Raw genomic sequence first — 16656 nt, 5'->3', positions numbered from 1 at the left:
TCACCACAAGGTCTTTGTGTTTACAGGGTCAAGGTCAATCGGCTGACGAGCGCTCCCGGCAGCAATGCCGAAGACGTGTTCCGCTGACTGTAGGTGCTGGCCGACAACATCAGCTCGCGTTCCTCGGTCAACGCTTCCAGCTGCGAACCGAGCAGGCTGTAGGCGCTGTCATCGAAACGCATGGTGCTGACCGGTGCCTGAATCTCGCCGTTCTCGACCCAGAAGGTCGCGAACCGTGTCATGCCGGTCAGGCGTGCTGCCGGTTGGTCCGAGTAGTTCAGGTACCACAGGTTGCTGATGTACAGACCGGTGCCCAGTTGCTTGAGAATCTCGGCGTCAGGCAAAGCGCCGGCCGCCATGTTCAATGCACTTGGGGCTTCACCGCCGCCGGCGCCGTTGGCGGTCAGGCCGTATTCGGCGGCGCTGCGTGAACCGACCAGTTGCTCGCCCGCCTTGCCCTCAACAATCAGCCGCAGATCACTGCGTGGATAACCTTCACCGGAGAACGCCGGGCTCAGGGAGCCGCTGACTTTTTCATCCAGGGACACCAACGGGCTGAATGAGCTGTCGCCACCGTAGAGCTTCTGCAACGGACTGCTCTTGCTGGCAATCGACTGCGCCGAGAAGCCACCCCAACTGAGCATGCCCATGATTTCTTCCAGGGCTGCCGGCGCGAGGTACGCGCGGTACTGACCCGGCGCCAGCGTGCGCGTTGGCCGCCCCAGAAACGCCAACTGCTCGCGGGCCTGCTGGAAACGCCGGGCAAAGCCTTCGCTGTTCCAGTCGTGCCCGGCATAACTGGCTTTCACCGCCTGACCGTTTTCATGGAACAGGCTGAAATCGAAGTTGAAGCTGTTGGCCTGATGCCAGCCGAACGCGCCCGAAGAACTGGCGAAACCGCGACTGATCGGCCCGGCGGCGTAGAAGCCGACCAGATCCAGCCCCTCGCCGGCCTGAGTGATTTCAGCGACCACCTGCTCGGTGTCCGGCAGCGGATGATCCTGCACGTTGTTGCTCTGCCAGTCGTCATGGTTGAGCAGCAGGTACGGGTCCTGAGGCAGCAACGGCAGGGTTTCGCGCAACTGTTGCAGCCCCTCGGCCAGACGCTGAAGGTCGACTTCTGCATCGCCCGACAAGGTGATGTCGAGGTCGGCGTGGCGCCCATCGTCGATCAGTTTGAAGCCGATGCTTGCCTGCTGCACCTGCCCGGCCTGACGCACTTTGGCGTGGTTGAAGCGCACGAAGGCCGACGATTCGGCGGCGTAGCTGAGGGTGAATTGTTCAGGCTCATGCAGCGCATCACGCAGCCAGTTGACCAATGTTTTAAACGACTCGGCCTGACCTTTGAATGTACTCATCAGGCATCTCCCCCAAACACATCAACATTGCTGAACACACAGGCCGGCGACGCATGGCCGACACGGATCACCTGGTTCGGTTCGCCCTTGCCGCAGTTCGGCGTCCCCAGCACCTTGAAGGTGCTGGCGTCACCGACGGCGCTCAGGCTCTTCCAGAATTGCGCGGAAATCGCCCGGTAATTCGGGTTCTTCACCACGCCTTTGAGTTCGCCGTTTTCGATCAACTGGCCCCATTCGCAACCGAACTGGAATTTGTTGCGCGCATCGTCGATGGACCACGAACGGTTGGTGCTCATCAAAATACCGTGCTCGATGTTGCCGATCAGTTGCTCAAGCGGCTGATCGCCGGGCTCGATGTTGAGGTTGGCCATGCGGTCGATCGGCGGACGGTTCCAGCCGCAGGCGCGGCTGTTGGCCACGCCGTCGAGGCTGGCCCGGAACTGCGAGAGCGCGCCGCCCAATGGTCGCAGCAGCAAACCTTGCTTGATCAGGAATTGCTTGCTGGCGGCGGTGCCTTCGTCGTCATGGCCGTAGCTGGCGAGCTGTTCGGGGATGTCCGGGTCGAATGTCACGTTGAGCAGTTCGGAGCCGTATTGCAGGCGGCCGAAGTCTTGCGCCTTGACGAAACTGGTGCCGGCGTAATTGCGCTCGTCGCCCAGGATACGGTCCAGTTCCAGCGGGTGACCGATGGACTCGTGAATCTGCAGCATCATCTGGTCGGGCATCAGCAACAGGTCGCGCGGGCCTTGCGGGGTATTCGGTGCCAGCAGCAATTGCAACGCCTGGTCGGCGACTTTCGGGCCGGCGCCGATCAGGCCGCAGCGGCTGATCACATCAAAGCCGCCCTGCTGACCGAAATTCTCGCGGCCGAGGGTGCGGGTCTGGCTGTCGCTACCGTCGTAGGCGGTGACGTCCATGCTCGGGTAGACGAAGCGCTGGGCCTGGCGCAGTTCGGCGCCGGCGCTGTTGAGGTAGATCTGCTCGACGTTGGTGATACCGATGCTCGCCTGCCAGTTCACCAGGCGTTCGTCCTTGGGCACGGCGGCAGATTCGGCGCCGAGCAGTTGGTAGCAATCGCTGAGAGACGGGAAGGGCTGGTCGAGGCTCGGCGAGAAATAGTCGGCGCGCTCGCTGGAAACCGCTTGTTCACGCAAGTCGAGGAGGGCGTGTGGCTTGAGTCGACGGGCTTGTTGCTCGGCCTTCTCCAGCGCAGCTTGCAGCCCGGACTGGGACAAGTCGTTGGTCGCGGCATAGGCTTCGACGCCGTTGACCCGAACGGTCAGCATCGCACCTTCGTCCCGGCTCAGGCTCGGCGGTTCGGCGACGTTCTTGCGCACTGACAGATACTGGCCGGATTCGCGAACATAACGCAGCGAAAAGAATTCAGCGCCCGTGCGCAACGCAGCGAAGCGCTGCTTGAGCTGGGGGTGGAAATCGAACATTCGGGAACCTCCTTGGTATGGAGTGGCGGCGAATCGGTGTTGCGAGGGGGGTGAAACGTTTGCGTGGCGCTAGATTAGGCCTGCATGGGGGTAGGATCAAGTGAAGAGCGGTGTAGGAAGAGTTGAGGTTGGGTGAGTCAGGAATTTATAGGCTGATCATTCCCACGCGGAGCGTGGGAATGATCAAGGCCGCGCCTCGGTGTAACTGCGTTACTGAGCGGTAGGGCTCACATCCCGCAACGGCTTGCCCTTCACCGGTGCATCACCGGCCACGTAGTACTTGGCCTTGCTGCGCGGCAATGGTTTGCGACCGCGGATCTTGTCGGCGATTTTCTCGGCCATCATGATCGTTGGCGCGTTCAGGTTGCCGGTGGTGATGATCGGCATGATCGAGGCATCGACCACGCGCAGGCCTTGCATGCCATGCACACGACCTTCGCCATCGACCACGGCCATTTCGTCGGTGCCCATCTTGCACGAGCAGGACGGGTGGAACGCGGTTTCGGCGTGCTCACGGATGAACTTGTCCAGCTGCTCGTCGGTTTGCACGTCGATGCCGGGGCTGATTTCGCGACCACGGAAGGCATCCAGCGCCGGCTGTTGCATGATTTCACGGGTCAGGCGGATGCCATCGCGGAATTCCTGCCAGTCCTGCTCGGTAGCCATGTAGTTGAACAGGATGCTCGGGTATTCGCGCGGATCCTTGGATTTGGCCTGGATGCGACCGCGGCTTGGCGAACGCATGGAACCCATGTGCGCCTGGAAGCCGTGCTCTTTCACGCCGTTGCTGCCGTTGTAGTTAATCGCTACCGGCAGGAAGTGATACTGGATGTTCGGCCATTCGAATTCCGGACGGGTACGAATGAAACCGCCGGCTTCGAACTGGTTGCTGGCGCCGATACCGGTGCCCTTGAACAGCCACTCGGCACCGATGGCCGGCTGGTTGTGCAGGAGCAGCGACGGGTACAGCGAGACCGGTTGGGTGCAGGCGTATTGCAGGTACAACTCGAGGTGATCCTGCAGGTTTTCACCGACGCCCGGCAGGTCGTGGACCACCGGAATATCAAGCTTTTTCAGCAGGTCGGCCGGGCCGACACCGGAACGTTGCAGGATCTGCGGCGACGCGATGGCGCCGGAGCACAGCAGCACTTCTTTGCGGGCACGGACTTCAACGCGCTCTTCAGCCGCGCCGATCAGGTAACGCACGCCGACCGCACGCTTGCCTTCGAACAGGATCTTGTCGGTCAGGGCGTGGGTGACGATGGTCAGGGTCGAACGCTTCTTGGCGATGTCCAGGTAACCGCGAGCGGTACTGGAGCGACGGCCTTTCGGCGTCACGGTGCGGTCCATCGGGCCGAAACCTTCCTGCTGGTAACCGTTCAAGTCTTCGGTACGCGGGTAACCGGCCTGCACGCCTGCTTCAACCATCGCACTGAACAGCGGGTTGTTGCCGGCTTTTGGCGTGGTCACGCTGACCGGACCGTCGCCACCGTGGTAGTCGTTCGGGCCGATGTCACGGGTTTCCGCCTTGCGGAAATACGGCAGGCAGTCGAGGTAGGTCCAGTCTTCCAGACCTGGCAGTTTCGCCCAGTTGTCGTAGTCCATGGCGTTGCCGCGGATGTAGCACATGCCGTTGATCAGCGAAGAACCACCCAGGCCCTTGCCGCGACCGCATTCCATCCGGCGACCGTCCATGTGTGGCTCTGGATCGGTTTCGTACGCCCAGTTGTAGCGACGACCTTGCAACGGGAACGCCAGAGCCGCCGGCATTTGTGTGCGGAAATCCAGACGGTAATCCGGGCCGCCCGCTTCGAGCAGCAGGACGGTGACGCCTTCGTCTTCAGTCAGACGGGTCGCCAGGGTGTTACCGGCGGAGCCGGCACCGATGATGATGTAATCGAATACTTGGGACATTGAATGCACCCTCTTTGAAGTTGGTCAGGTCGCGGGTCGCCGATGCGCTGCGTAACCTGTGGCGAGGGGGCTTGCCCCCGTTCGGCTGCGCAGCAGTCGTAAAATCAGCGACCACGCTCTATCTGAAGACGTGCGATGTCTGGATGGGGGCCGCTTCGCGACCCAGCGGGGGCAAGCCCCCTCGCCACAGAGACCTCGCAGGCCTTAGAAAACCGAGGCGTAATCGCCCAGTTCGACCTGTACCGATTTGATGCGTGTGAAGTTGTTCAGCGAGCTGATGCCGTTCTCACGGCCCACGCCCGACTGCTTGTAGCCGCCGACCGGCATCTTGGCGTCGGACTCGCCCCAGGCGTTGATCCAGCAGATACCGGCTTCCAGTTGATGAATCACGCGGTGCGCGCGGTTCAGGTCTTTGGTAACGACGCCGGCAGCCAGACCGAAGTCGGTGTCGTTGGCGCGACGGATCACTTCTTCTTCGGTTTCGTAGCTCAGGATGCTCATCACCGGGCCGAAGATTTCTTCGCGCACGATGGTCATCTCGTCGGTGCAGTCGGTGAACACGGTCGGGGCCACGAATGCGCCTTTGGCGAATTCGCCGTCGGTCAGACGAGCGCCGCCGCACAGCAGGCGAGCACCTTCTTCCTTACCTTTGGCGATGTAGCCCAGCACGCTTTCCATGTGGGCGAAGCTGACCAGCGGGCCGAAGTTGGTGTTTTCGTCTTCCGGGTTGCCAACGCGGATGCGCGCAACGCGCTCAACGATCTTGGCTTCGAACGCGGCTTTCAGGTGGCTCGGGACGAACACGCGAGTGCCGTTGGTGCAGACCTGACCGGAGCTGTAGAAGTTGGCCATCATCGCGGTGTCGGCGGCGCGATCGAGGTCGGCGTCGTCGAAAATGATCAGCGGGGATTTGCCGCCCAGTTCCATGGTCACGTCTTTCAGCGTGGAGGCGGAAGCGCTGGCCATGACTTTCTTGCCGGTGTCGGTGCCGCCGGTGAAGGAGACTTTTTCGATGCGTGGGTGTTCGGTCAGCCAAGTGCCGACTTCACGGCCGCTGCCGGTCAATACGTTGAACACGCCGGCTGGCAGGCCAGCTTCGGTGTAGATTTCGGCCAGTTTCAGAGTCGTCAGCGAGGTGACTTCGCTTGGCTTGAAGATCATCGCGTTGCCGGCCGCCAGGGCTGGAGCGGATTTCCATAGGGCGATCTGGATCGGGTAGTTCCACGCGCCAATACCGGCCACGATGCCCAGCGGCTCGCGACGGGTGTAGACAAAAGAGGTGGTGCGCAGCGGAATCTGCTCGCCTTCGATGGCCGGTACCAGACCTGCGTAGTATTCCAGCACGTCAGCGCCGGTGACGATGTCGACGTAACGGGTTTCGGAGTACGCCTTGCCGGTGTCCAGGGTTTCCAGGGCGGCCAGTTCGTCGTTGCGCTCGCGCAGGATGTCGACGGCACGACGCAGGATGCGCGAACGCTCCATGGCGGTCATCGCGGCCCAGATTTTCTGGCCCTTTTCGGCACTGACCACTGCACGCTCGACATCTTCCTTGGTCGCACGCTGTACGGTTGCGAGGACTTCACCGTTAGCCGGGTTGATGGCTTCGAAGGTGGCGTCGCTGCTGGCGTCACTGTAGCCGCCGTCGATGTAGAGTTTTTGCAGTTCGAAACGGGCCATAAAGTCCTCGCAAGTGCATAAGTTGGTTGGCGTTAACCACTGGGACGTGCCGTGTAGCGTTGGCGACGCTGATCAGTGGCGTTCAGGGGCTGAGCGGTTTTATGTGTGCTCTAACTCACCTGCTTGGCCAATTGGATATCCATGTATTCGTAAGCGATTCTTTGCGCCTGCTCGGTGTCGAAAGCATCTCCCGACAGCGCGCCGCGCAACCACAAACCGTCAATGAGGGCTGCCAGGCCCCGGGCGGCGCTGCGCGCTTGATCAAGCGGCAACGCACGGCGGAACTGGCAGCACAGGTTGGAATACAGACGGTGATCGTTGATCCGCTGCAACCTGTGCAAAGACGGCTGGTGCATGCTGGTGGCCCAGAAGGCCAACCAGGTTTTCATTGCCGGGCCATTGACCTGGCTGGCGTCGAAGTTGCCTTCGATAATCACCTGCAGATGCGCCCGTGGGCTGTCATCTGCCATCGCCTGACGGCGCGCGGTGACGTTCTCGCTGAGGACGCTCATCAGATACCGCATCGTGGCGGCGATCAGGCCATTCTTGTCCTGAAAATAGTGACTGATGATGCCATTCGAGACACCGGCCAAACGGGCGATCAGCGCAATGCTGGCGTCCCCCATGCCGACCTGATCGACGGCCTGCAACGTGGCTTCGATCAATTGCTGGCGGCGGATGGGTTGCATACCGACCTTGGGCATCTTGCACATCTCCTTAGGCCTTCCGGTGGACGAGATACGGCTACCGGATTGAGGGCCAGTCTATTTTGTTTTGATTGAACGTTCAATCAACAAAGAATAAGATCTGCGACAATTCGTCGCTGCTTACAGATTTTTCCTACGTGTAAATGACGATAAACCGACATCCAAAAATGCTCGAAACCCATACGCAGACGCGTTCCAGGGGTTTCGGGCTTTTTTCGGGGTGTCTTTATATCACCCGCCGGTCGGCTGCCAACTAATCGATTGGTCGGGTACCGCGTTGCCTTGTGTTCTTCTCTCGCACTGCCCGGAGCATCTGTGCCATGAGTTCTGCCTCTCTAATAAAGACCCCACCCGAGAAGGTGATGGTCAACGGTTGGGTGTTCTACACCTCTACCGCGTTGATTCTGTTGTTGACCGCCATTCTGATCATCGCCCCGCAAGAGGCCGGCAGAATGCTCGGCATTGCCCAGGCGTGGTTGTCCCGCAGCTTCGGCTGGTACTACATGGTGGTGATCGCCGCCTATCTGGTTTTTGTCGTCGGCCTGGCGTTTTCGTCTTACGGCAAGCTCAAGCTGGGCAGCAAGGACGATACCCCGGACTTCAGCTACGGCGCCTGGGCGGGGATGCTGTTCTCGTCGGGTATCGGCATCTCGCTGCTGTACTTCGGTGCGTCCGAGCCGCTGGACCACTATTTCAATCCGCCGGAAGGCGTTGCCGGCAGCAACCTTGCCGCGCGTCAGGCAGTGCAGCTGACGTTCCTGCATTGGGGCCTGCATGGCTGGGCGATCTACGCTTTGGTCGGCCTGGCCGTGGCGTACTTTGCTTATCGTCATAACCAGCCGCTGGCGCTGCGTTCGGCGCTGTATCCGCTGGTCGGCGAGCGTTGGGTCAAAGGCGCGGCCGGTCATGCGGTGGACGGCTTCGGCATGTTCGTGACCCTGCTGGGGCTGGTGACGAACCTGGGGATCGGTTCGCTGCAAGTGTCGTCGGGGCTGGAAAACCTGTTCGGCATGGCACACAGCAACACCAACCTGCTGATCGTGATCATCGTGATGAGCACCGTGGCGACCATCGCCGCTGTGTCCGGTGTGGAAAACGGCATTCGTCGTCTGTCCAACCTGAACATCGTGCTGTTCAGCGGTCTGCTGATTTTCGTGCTGTTGTTCGGCCCGACCCTGCACCTGCTCAACGGCTTTGTGCAGAACATCGGTGACTACCTGAATGGCGTGGTGCTGAAGACCTTCGACCTCTACGTGTACGAAGGCGACAGTGAGAAGTCTGACCGCTGGTTGGGCCTGTGGACCCTGTTCTACTGGGCCTGGTGGATTTCCTGGGCGCCATTTGTCGGCATGTTCATCGCGCGTATTTCCCGTGGTCGCACGGTGCGTGAGCTGGTCGCCGGCGTGCTGCTGATTCCGCTGGGTTTCACCCTGGCATGGCTGTCGATCTTCGGTAACTCGGCCCTGGACCTGGTGATGAACCATGGGGCGGTGGAGCTCGGGAAGACGGCGCTGGAACAGCCATCGATGGCGATCTACCAGTTGCTTGAGCATTACCCTGCGTCGAAAGTTGTCATTGGCGTGTCGATTTTTGTTGGCTTCGTGTTGTTCCTGACCCCGGCGGACTCCGGCGCGGTGATGATGGCCAACCTTTCGTGCAAGGGCGGCAACGTCGACGAAGACGCGCCGCACTGGCTGCGGATTTTCTGGTCGGTGGTGATCACCCTGGTGACCATCGGTCTGCTGTTCGCCGGTAACTTCGAAGCCATGCAAACCATGGTGGTGCTGGCAGGGCTGCCGTTCTCGGTGGTGCTGGTGTTCTTCATGTTCGGCTTGCACAAGGCCATGCGCCAGGACGTGCAGATCGAACAGGAGCAAGCGGAACTGGCGGCGCGTGGTCGTCGTGGTTTCAGCGAGCGTCTGACCCAGCTGGATCTGCAACCGAATCAGTCGATTGTTCAGCGTTTCATGGACAAGCAAGTCAGTCCGGCGCTGGAAGAGGCCGTGGTTCAACTGCGTGGCAAGGGCCTGGACGTGCAAACGTTGCTGGGTAAAGCCAAGCGTTGCATGGGCCTGCGGATCGAGATGGAAGAGGGCAATCCTTTTGTCTACGAAGTGAGCCTGGACGGTTATCTGGCGGCGGCGAGTGAAGCGGTGTCGGCCGAAAGTGCCGATGAACCGCGCGCACGTTACTACCGCGCTGAGGTGTACCTGCACAACGGCAGCCAGGACTATGACTTGATGGGCTTCACTCAGGATCAGATCACCCGTGACGTGCTCGATCAGTTTGAAAGCCATCGGCAGCTGCTAGGCCGGGTTTATAGCTGAGGTTTGAGGTAATGCGGTGCACAAGCTGCACCGCAGATCCATTGTGGCGAGGGGGCTTGTCGGACCGCCGCACCGCCCCGTTCGGCTGCGAAGCAGTCGTAAATCCGGATGATGCGGTGTATCTGAATAATCGCGGTGTCAGGTTTTGGGGCCGCTCCGCAACCCAGCGGGAGCAAGCTCCCTCGCCACAGTTGTCGGTATTCCAGACCTGATATCTGCACAAACAAAAACGCCGCGATCATCTCGCGGCGTTTTTGTGTCTGCTGTCTTGCTTACCCCAGGTTCTTGCCGAGCAGCGCGTGGTACAGCTCGCTGTCGCCCAGGATCCCGACCACTTTGTTGTTGTCGTGCAGCACCAGCTTGTTGCCGGTCTGGTAACGAATCTGCAGCGCATCGCGCATGCCGATGTTGGAATCCACCAGCGTTGGTCGACGGCCCAGGGCTTCAACCGCTTGCCCAGGTATCCATTTCTGCAGGTCCAGGCTCGAGCCGTTCTGGCGCGCGCCTTTGATGGTGTTGCCTTCGGCCAGGTCCAGCCACGAATCGCCGCCCGGATCCAGGCACACCGAACCGTTGATGCGTTTGCAGTTGTCCAGGGTGCGCATCAGGCTGCGACCACACAATACGTTCAGCGGATTGGTGTGGGCGACGAAGGTGCGCACGTAATCGTCCGCAGGGTTCAGGACGATTTCTTCCGGCACGCTGTACTGGATGATCCGGCCGTCTTTCATGATCGCGATACGGCTGCCCAGCTTCAGGGCTTCATCGAGGTCGTGGCTCACGAAGACGATGGTCTTGCTCAGCTTGTTTTGCAGTTCCAGCAGCTCGTCTTGCAGACCCTGGCGGATCAGCGGGTCGAGGGCCGAGAACGGTTCGTCCATCAGCAGGATGTCGGCGTCCATCGCCAGCGCACGGGCCAGGCCGACACGTTGCTGCATGCCGCCGGAGAGCTCATTGGGTTTCTTGTTACGCCACTGGGTCAGGCCCACCAGCTCAAGCTTCTCGTCCACCAGTTTGCGGCGTTCTTTCTCGGGGCGACCCTGCATTTCCAGACCGAAGCTGATGTTCTCGCGCACCGTCAGCCAAGGCATCAGGGCGAACTTCTGGAACACCATCGCGATGCGCTTGGTGCGCATCATCTTCAGTTCCGCCGGGGTGCAGGACGCGATGTCGATCTGCCGACCTTCGTGTTCGACGAACAACTTGCCACGGCTAACGGTGTTGAGGCCGTTGATGCAGCGCAACAGGCTGGATTTGCCGGAGCCGGACAAACCCATCAGTACGCAGATTTCACCTTTCTCGATGTCCAGGCTGGCCTTTTCGACACCAACGATTTGCCCGGTCTTTTTCAGAATCTCGTTGCGGGTCATGCCCTGGTCGAGCAGTTTGAGAGCCGCGCGTGGATCTTTGGAGAAGATCACGTCCACGTCTTCGAAGCGAATAATGCTCATGCGTCACCCCCTACTTTGGCTTCGGGTTGTTTGCAGATACGGTCGAGCATGATCGCCAGCAGTACGATCGCCAGGCCTGCTTCGAAGCCCAGTGCGATATCAGCAGTGTTCAGTGCGTTGACCACAGGTTTGCCCAAGCCGTCGGCGCCCACCAGTGCCGCAATCACCACCATCGACAACGACAGCATGATGCACTGGGTGATACCGGCCGCGATGCTTGGCATGGCGTGGGGCAGTTCGATGCGCGAGAGCAACTGACGGCGCGAGCAGCCAAAGGCTTTACCGGCGTCCATCAGTTCGTCCGGAACATCGCGGATACCCAGGTAGGTCAGGCGGATGGGCGCGGCAATCGCGAACACCACCGTCGAGATCAGACCCGGGACCACACCCAGACCGAAGAGGGTCAGGGTAGGAATGAGGTACACGAAAGTCGGTACGGTCTGCATCAGATCGAGCACCGGCCGCATCAGTGTGTAGAACATCGGTTTGTGCGCGGCGACGATACCCAACGGCACGCCGATCACTACGCAGACCAGGGTGGCGAACAACACCTGGGCGAGGGTTTCCATGGTTTCCTGCCAGTACCCCAGATTGAGGATCAGCAGAAAGGAAGCGATGACGAAAACGGTCAGGCCCCATTTGCGTTGGATGAAATGTGCCAGTAGTGCGATGAGGCCGATCAATGCCAGCGGGTTGAACCAGGTCAGCGCAAAAGTCACGCCGTGGATCATCGTTTCCAGTGACACGGCGATGGCGTCGAAGGTGCTGGCGCCGTGTTGCGTCAACCATTCAACGAAGCTCGCGATGTACTGGCCTAAGGGTATTTTCTGATCAATCAGCATGGTAGTGAACGTCCGCATGCAAGGAAATAAACAGCCCGGGCAGGCGAGCCTGCCCGGCGTAAGCGATTACTGCGCGAGCTTGGCTTTCACGGCCTCCAGGCCTGGTTTACCGTCAATGGTGGTCACGCCAGCGAGCCAGGTATCGAGCACCTGTGGGTTCTTTTTCAGCCAGGCCTTGGCGGCCGCTTCAGGCTTCATCTTGTCGTCCAGGATGTTGCCCATCAGCGTACTCTCCATGTCGACGGTGAACTCCAGGTTTTTCAGCAGTTGGCCGACGTTGCTGCACTCTTGGGTATACCCCTTGCGAGTGTTGGTCGCAACGGTGGCAGCACCGAAATCCGGGCCGAAGAAGTCATCGCCACCGGTCAAGTACTGAATCTTGAAACGTTTGTTCATCGGGTGCGGTGCCCAGCCGAGGAACACCACGGCGGTGTCGCGTTTCTGCGCACGGTCGACTTGCGACAGCATGCCCGCTTCGCTGGACTCGACGACTTTGAAACCGGCGGTTTTGAGACCGAAGGCGTCTTTGTCGATCATGCTCTGGATCAGACGGTTGCCGTCGTTGCCTGGCTCGATACCGTAGATCTTGCCGTCGAGTTCTTTCTTGAATTTGGCGATGTCGGCAAAGTCATGCAGCCCTTTGTCGTACAGCGCTTGTGGTACGGCGAGGGTGTATTTGGCACCTTTGAGGTTGGTGCGCACGGTTTCCACGGTGCCGGCATCCCGATAGGCCTTGATGTCGTTTTCCATGGTCGGCATCCAGTTACCCAGGAACACGTCCATGTTCTTGCCGTCGGCCAGGGACTTGTAGGTCACCGGCACGGAAATCATCGTGGTCTTGGTCTTGTAGCCGAGGGCGTTGAGCACAACGCTGGTGGTCGCGGTGGTCGCGGTAATGTCCGTCCAGCCGACATCGGAGAAGTTTACGGTGCTGCATTGGGCCGGCTCTGCGGCTTGAGCCAGGAACGGCAGACTCAGCATGGCGGCCAACAACAACGACGGGGAACCTTTCATAGGGGCGACTCCTAAGTGTTTTTTTTGGCAGTGTTCCGACTGGACCACCGCACTTATCTGTTGCGGTTGGATGGCGTTTTGGAGACAGCTCTACCACAGCGCCTTGCAATCGAGTCGATACGATCATGTACCAGTGAAAATCTGACGCCTACAGGGTGCGTCGTAACCAGTACAGGGATGGTCGCATCCAGTGTCGGTGACGTCGTTTACAGCTTTTTTCAGCCCGATTTGCCCCGCTGATCCGCAAAAAAGCGGCGAAAACATTGCGTAAGAGACCCGCGGCGCTAGTGGGCATGAGTGCGTCGGTGTGAGACGTTGAACGACATGGTAAAAGCCTGATGATGCGGCCATCTCGACGGATTGCAGCTTGAGCGTAGCAGCTCCGTCACTGGGCGCTTTTGCGCCTGGAGCAGGCACATCCAGGAGTTCAGCAGTAATGGCTATCAGCGTTTTCGACCTGTTCAAAATCGGCATCGGCCCTTCCAGTTCGCACACCGTGGGGCCCATGCGCGCCGCGGCGCTGTTCGTGCAAGGTTTGCGCGAGCGGGGACTTCTGGAGCAGGTGTGTCGCGTCGAAGTTCAGCTTTATGGGTCGCTCTCGGCCACAGGCATCGGCCACGGCAGCGACAACGCAGTGATCATGGGGTTGATGGGCGAGTGGCCCGACGCGATCGATCCGTCGCAAATCGGCATCCGTATAGAAGCCTTGCGTGAAACTCACACGCTATTGCTCGACGGCCGCTTGTCGGTCCCGTTCATCTGGGCCCGGGACATGCGTCTGATCGACGAGAACCTGCCGTTCCATCCGAACGCTATGACCCTGGTTGCCGAAGGCGATCACGGCGAGCTGCATCGCGACACCTACTATTCCATCGGCGGCGGTTTTGTCGTCGACGAGGCGCAAGCTTCCAGCGGTGTGGTGGATCTGGATAACACCGTGCTGCCTTACGACTTCTCCAGTGCCGTCGAATTGCTCAGCCTGTGCAAGAAGCACAACCTGCGCGTGGCCGAATTGATGATGGCCAACGAGAAAGTCTGGCGCAGCGAAGAAGAAATCCGCAGTGGCCTGATGAAACTCTGGCGCGCCATGCAGGATTGTGTGGAGCAAGGCCTCAAGCACGAAGGCATCCTGCCCGGCGGTCTCAATGTGCGCCGTCGCGCGGCCAAGTTGCACCGCAGTTTGCAAGAGCTGAACAAGCCCAACGTGATCGGCTCGACCTTGAGCGCGATGGAGTGGGTCAACCTGTTCGCGTTGGCGGTCAACGAAGAAAACGCTGCCGGCGGGCGCATGGTCACGGCACCGACCAACGGTGCGGCGGGGATCATTCCGGCGGTGTTGCACTACTTTATGAAATTCAGCGAGGCAGTGACCGACGCCAATGTGGTCGATTACTTCCTCAGTGCTGCGGCGGTAGGGATTCTGTGCAAAAAGAACGCCTCGATCTCCGGTGCCGAAGTCGGTTGCCAGGGTGAAGTCGGTTCGGCTTGCGCCATGGCGGCGGCCGGGTTGGCGGAGGTTCTTGGTGCCACGCCGGAGCAGTTGTGTAACGCGGCGGAAATCGGCCTGGAGCATAACCTCGGCTTGACCTGCGACCCGGTGGGCGGGTTGGTGCAGGTACCGTGCATCGAGCGCAATGCGATTGCTGCGGTGAAAGCGATCAACGCCGCGCAGATGGCGCTGCGCGGTGACGGCCAGCACTTTATCTCGCTGGACCGGGTGATCCGCACCATGCGTGATACCGGTGCCGACATGCACGACAAATATAAAGAGACGTCGCGCGGTGGCTTGGCGGTTAGCGCGGTGGAGTGCTGAAACCGAGTTGACCTGTGGAGAGGGGGCAAGCCTGCTCTCCACAAAGACCTCATGCACTACACAAGACCAGTCAAAACTGCGCACCAATTGAACACGCGCATCAAAACGCGCCACCTTTTGGCGCGTCGCAAACAGGTAAGCCCGGCTCCCCGTTCGGGGATCAAATTCAAACCCTGACCGTTCGTCACCTGTGCCAGCGGTGACACTCTTGACCGCCGCGTCGCAGACCTGTTCCCACAAGTGCTACCGATTTGCTCACACGCAACGGGGGCACGGGTTTGGGGCCTTTGATGGCACTTTTAACCTCTTATCTCTGCGCGCCATATCTAGACGCATCGCGACGTCGTTTTCAGGAGTTATTGAACGCGCATTCAATTTAGGCATGGCAATTGCTCTGTCATTACAAAGCCCGTCTCCCACGCGAGAACGATGGCAATAAAAAGAGCCTCCGCCTGAGGCCATCACCCGCTTTGTGTGAGGAGATACCGCGATGACGACGTTCAACTCCGGGGCCCAACCCCAGAACCGTGCGCCTCAATCCATCGGCTTTCTGCTGCTGGACAATTTCACGCTGATTTCTCTGGCCTCTGCAGTAGAACCTCTACGCATGGCCAACCAATTGTCCGGCCGCGAGCTGTATCGCTGGACCACGCTCACCGTCGATGGCGGTCAGGTCTGGGCCAGTGACGGTCTGCAGATCACCCCCGACGCCTCCATGCACAAAGCACCACCCATGGACACCGTCATTGTCTGCGGCGGCATCGGCATTCAGCGCACCGTAACCCGTGAGCATGTGTCGTGGCTGCAAAGCCAGGCGCGTCAGTCCCGTCGTCTCGGCGCGGTCTGCACCGGCAGCTGGGCCCTGGCGTGCGCCGGCCTGCTGGACGGTTTCGATTGCAGCGTGCACTGGGAATGTCTGGCCGCTATGCAGGAAGCTTTCCCGCGAGTGGCCATGAGCACCCGGCTGTTCACCCTCGACCGTAACCGGTTCACCAGCTCCGGCGGCACCGCGCCGCTGGACATGATGCTGCACCTGATCAGCCGCGATCATGGCCGTGAACTGTCGGCCGCGATTTCGGAGATGTTCGTCTACGAGCGTATCCGCAACGAGCAGGATCACCAGCGCGTGCCGCTCAAGCACATGCTCGGCACCAACCAGCCGAAACTGCAGGAAATCGTGGCGCTGATGGAGGCTAACCTCGAAGAGCCGATCGACCTCGATGAACTGGCGGTTTATGTCGCTGTTTCGCGTCGTCAGCTGGAGCGGCTGTTCCAGAAATACCTGCACTGCTCGCCGTCGCGTTACTACCTGAAACTGCGCCTGATCCGTGCTCGGCAACTGCTCAAGCAAACGCCGATGTCGATCATCGAAGTGGCGTCGGTGTGTGGGTTCGTGTCCACGCCGCACTTCTCCAAGTGCTACCGCGAATACTTCGGCATTCCACCGCGTGACGAGCGCGTAGGCTCCAATACCACGCAACAAGTGGCGATGATGCCGCTGCCGCAAGCACTGGTGCTGTCGCCGTTGTCCGGGCCGCTGTCGGCGTTGAGCCAGGCGCGTAATGAATCGACGTTTGCCAGCGTAAGGCTCTAAACCAGGCAAACTATTGTGGCGAGGGAGCAAGCTCCCTCGCCACAAAGTGTTCACACCCCGGAAATCAGGCGCTATGGCTCTGTTGGTATTGCGCCAATGCCGGTAACAGTTGCTTGTCAATGGCCTGACGCACGGCCGGCTGGATTGACGCGCTGCTGGTGTACATCTGCTTGACCATGGTCCGCAGTTCCATTGCCCGCTCGTTGTTCAAGCCCCGTACTGCGCATTCGCAGGCTTGCTCGGCGGTCGCGCCGGGGGGCACTGAAAACCCCAACGCTTTCAGCTGGCTCAACAGGTCTTCCTGGTCTATCAAATCGGCGTACATCATGACGCAATCCTTCTTCAGGGAACGGTGTCGTGGTTCGATTCTGGTAGGGGCTGTGGGTGTCGGCAAGGACGATTTGTCGCAATGGCCGCAATACCTATGAACAGGTCGCTTTCGGCTAACTTGCGAAAGATGGGAGTAGGCACACTGAACTCAGCTGGCATCACGAAGGTTTGGTCACCCTCGCGCAAC

At 60.0% G+C, this 16656-nt stretch carries 12 protein-coding genes; 3 read left to right on the top strand and 9 right to left on the bottom strand.

The features are described 5' to 3' along the window. Positions 1 to 20 precede the first annotated feature (20 nt). From JUI81_RS18055 to betI, 5 genes are all read right to left on the bottom strand, one after another. A complete protein-coding gene (locus tag JUI81_RS18055; RefSeq protein ID WP_096479437.1) occupies positions 21 to 1358 on the bottom strand; it encodes a TldD/PmbA family protein in 1338 nt (445 codons plus the stop codon). After that, positions 1358 to 2800 carry a TldD/PmbA family protein gene (locus JUI81_RS18050; RefSeq protein WP_019580662.1) on the bottom strand — a complete coding sequence of 481 codons (1443 nt, stop codon included), beginning with the start codon at positions 2798 to 2800 and terminating at the stop codon, positions 1358 to 1360. Before JUI81_RS18050 ends, JUI81_RS18055 begins: the two co-directional genes overlap by 1 nt. Before the next feature lie 210 nt (positions 2801 to 3010). Further along, positions 3011 to 4714, bottom strand: coding sequence for a choline dehydrogenase (betA, locus tag JUI81_RS18045; RefSeq protein WP_019580663.1), 1704 nt, complete (start codon positions 4712 to 4714; stop codon positions 3011 to 3013). Positions 4715 to 4918: 204 nt separating this feature from the next. Next, the gene (gene betB, locus JUI81_RS18040) at positions 4919 to 6391 is read right to left on the bottom strand and encodes a betaine-aldehyde dehydrogenase (RefSeq protein WP_019580664.1); all 1473 of its coding nucleotides are present in this window, start codon (positions 6389 to 6391) and stop codon (positions 4919 to 4921) included. A gap of 110 nt (positions 6392 to 6501) precedes the next feature. After that, complete coding sequence (gene betI, locus JUI81_RS18035) at positions 6502 to 7095, bottom strand: transcriptional regulator BetI (protein WP_018928769.1); 594 nt, start codon at positions 7093 to 7095, stop codon at positions 6502 to 6504. Positions 7096 to 7475: 380 nt separating this feature from the next. Here betI and JUI81_RS18030 point away from each other — a divergent pair, with 380 nt between their 5' ends. Further along, positions 7476 to 9425 (top strand): BCCT family transporter, encoded by a 1950-nt coding sequence (locus tag JUI81_RS18030; RefSeq protein WP_231380631.1) that lies wholly within the window; start codon positions 7476 to 7478, stop codon positions 9423 to 9425. Positions 9426 to 9697: 272 nt separating this feature from the next. Here the strand turns inward: JUI81_RS18030 and choV are convergent, their stop codons facing one another. The 3 genes from choV to JUI81_RS18015 form a co-directional block, all read right to left on the bottom strand. Beyond that, positions 9698 to 10876 (bottom strand): choline ABC transporter ATP-binding protein, encoded by a 1179-nt coding sequence (choV, locus tag JUI81_RS18025; protein WP_018928771.1) that lies wholly within the window; start codon positions 10874 to 10876, stop codon positions 9698 to 9700. Continuing rightward, positions 10873 to 11718 (bottom strand): choline ABC transporter permease subunit, encoded by an 846-nt coding sequence (choW, locus tag JUI81_RS18020; RefSeq protein WP_018928772.1) that lies wholly within the window; start codon positions 11716 to 11718, stop codon positions 10873 to 10875. The genes choV and choW overlap by 4 nt, the downstream gene beginning before the upstream one ends. A gap of 66 nt (positions 11719 to 11784) precedes the next feature. After that, positions 11785 to 12732: a choline ABC transporter substrate-binding protein gene (locus tag JUI81_RS18015; RefSeq protein WP_018928773.1), complete on the bottom strand. Its 948-nt coding sequence runs from the start codon at positions 12730 to 12732 to the stop codon at positions 11785 to 11787. A 436-nt stretch (positions 12733 to 13168) separates the two neighbouring features. On the opposite strand from JUI81_RS18015, the gene JUI81_RS18010 reads away from it, so the two are divergent. Both JUI81_RS18010 and JUI81_RS18005 read left to right on the top strand, forming a co-directional pair. Further along, positions 13169 to 14545, top strand: coding sequence for an L-serine ammonia-lyase (locus JUI81_RS18010; RefSeq protein ID WP_019580666.1), 1377 nt, complete (start codon positions 13169 to 13171; stop codon positions 14543 to 14545). A 490-nt stretch (positions 14546 to 15035) separates the two neighbouring features. Then, positions 15036 to 16139, top strand: coding sequence for a GlxA family transcriptional regulator (locus tag JUI81_RS18005; protein WP_007975492.1), 1104 nt, complete (start codon positions 15036 to 15038; stop codon positions 16137 to 16139). A 64-nt stretch (positions 16140 to 16203) separates the two neighbouring features. Here the strand turns inward: JUI81_RS18005 and JUI81_RS18000 are convergent, their stop codons facing one another. Continuing rightward, positions 16204 to 16467, bottom strand: a complete 264-nt coding sequence (locus JUI81_RS18000; RefSeq protein WP_019580667.1) for a hypothetical protein — start codon at positions 16465 to 16467, stop codon at positions 16204 to 16206. Positions 16468 to 16656 lie beyond the last annotated feature (189 nt).

Origin of the sequence: Pseudomonas sp. 008 (assembly GCF_016861935.1) — a bacterium.
GTDB lineage: Bacteria > Pseudomonadota > Gammaproteobacteria > Pseudomonadales > Pseudomonadaceae > Aquipseudomonas.
Note: the sequence above shows the minus strand (reverse complement) of the source record. Positions and strands in the feature narration are given on the sequence as shown.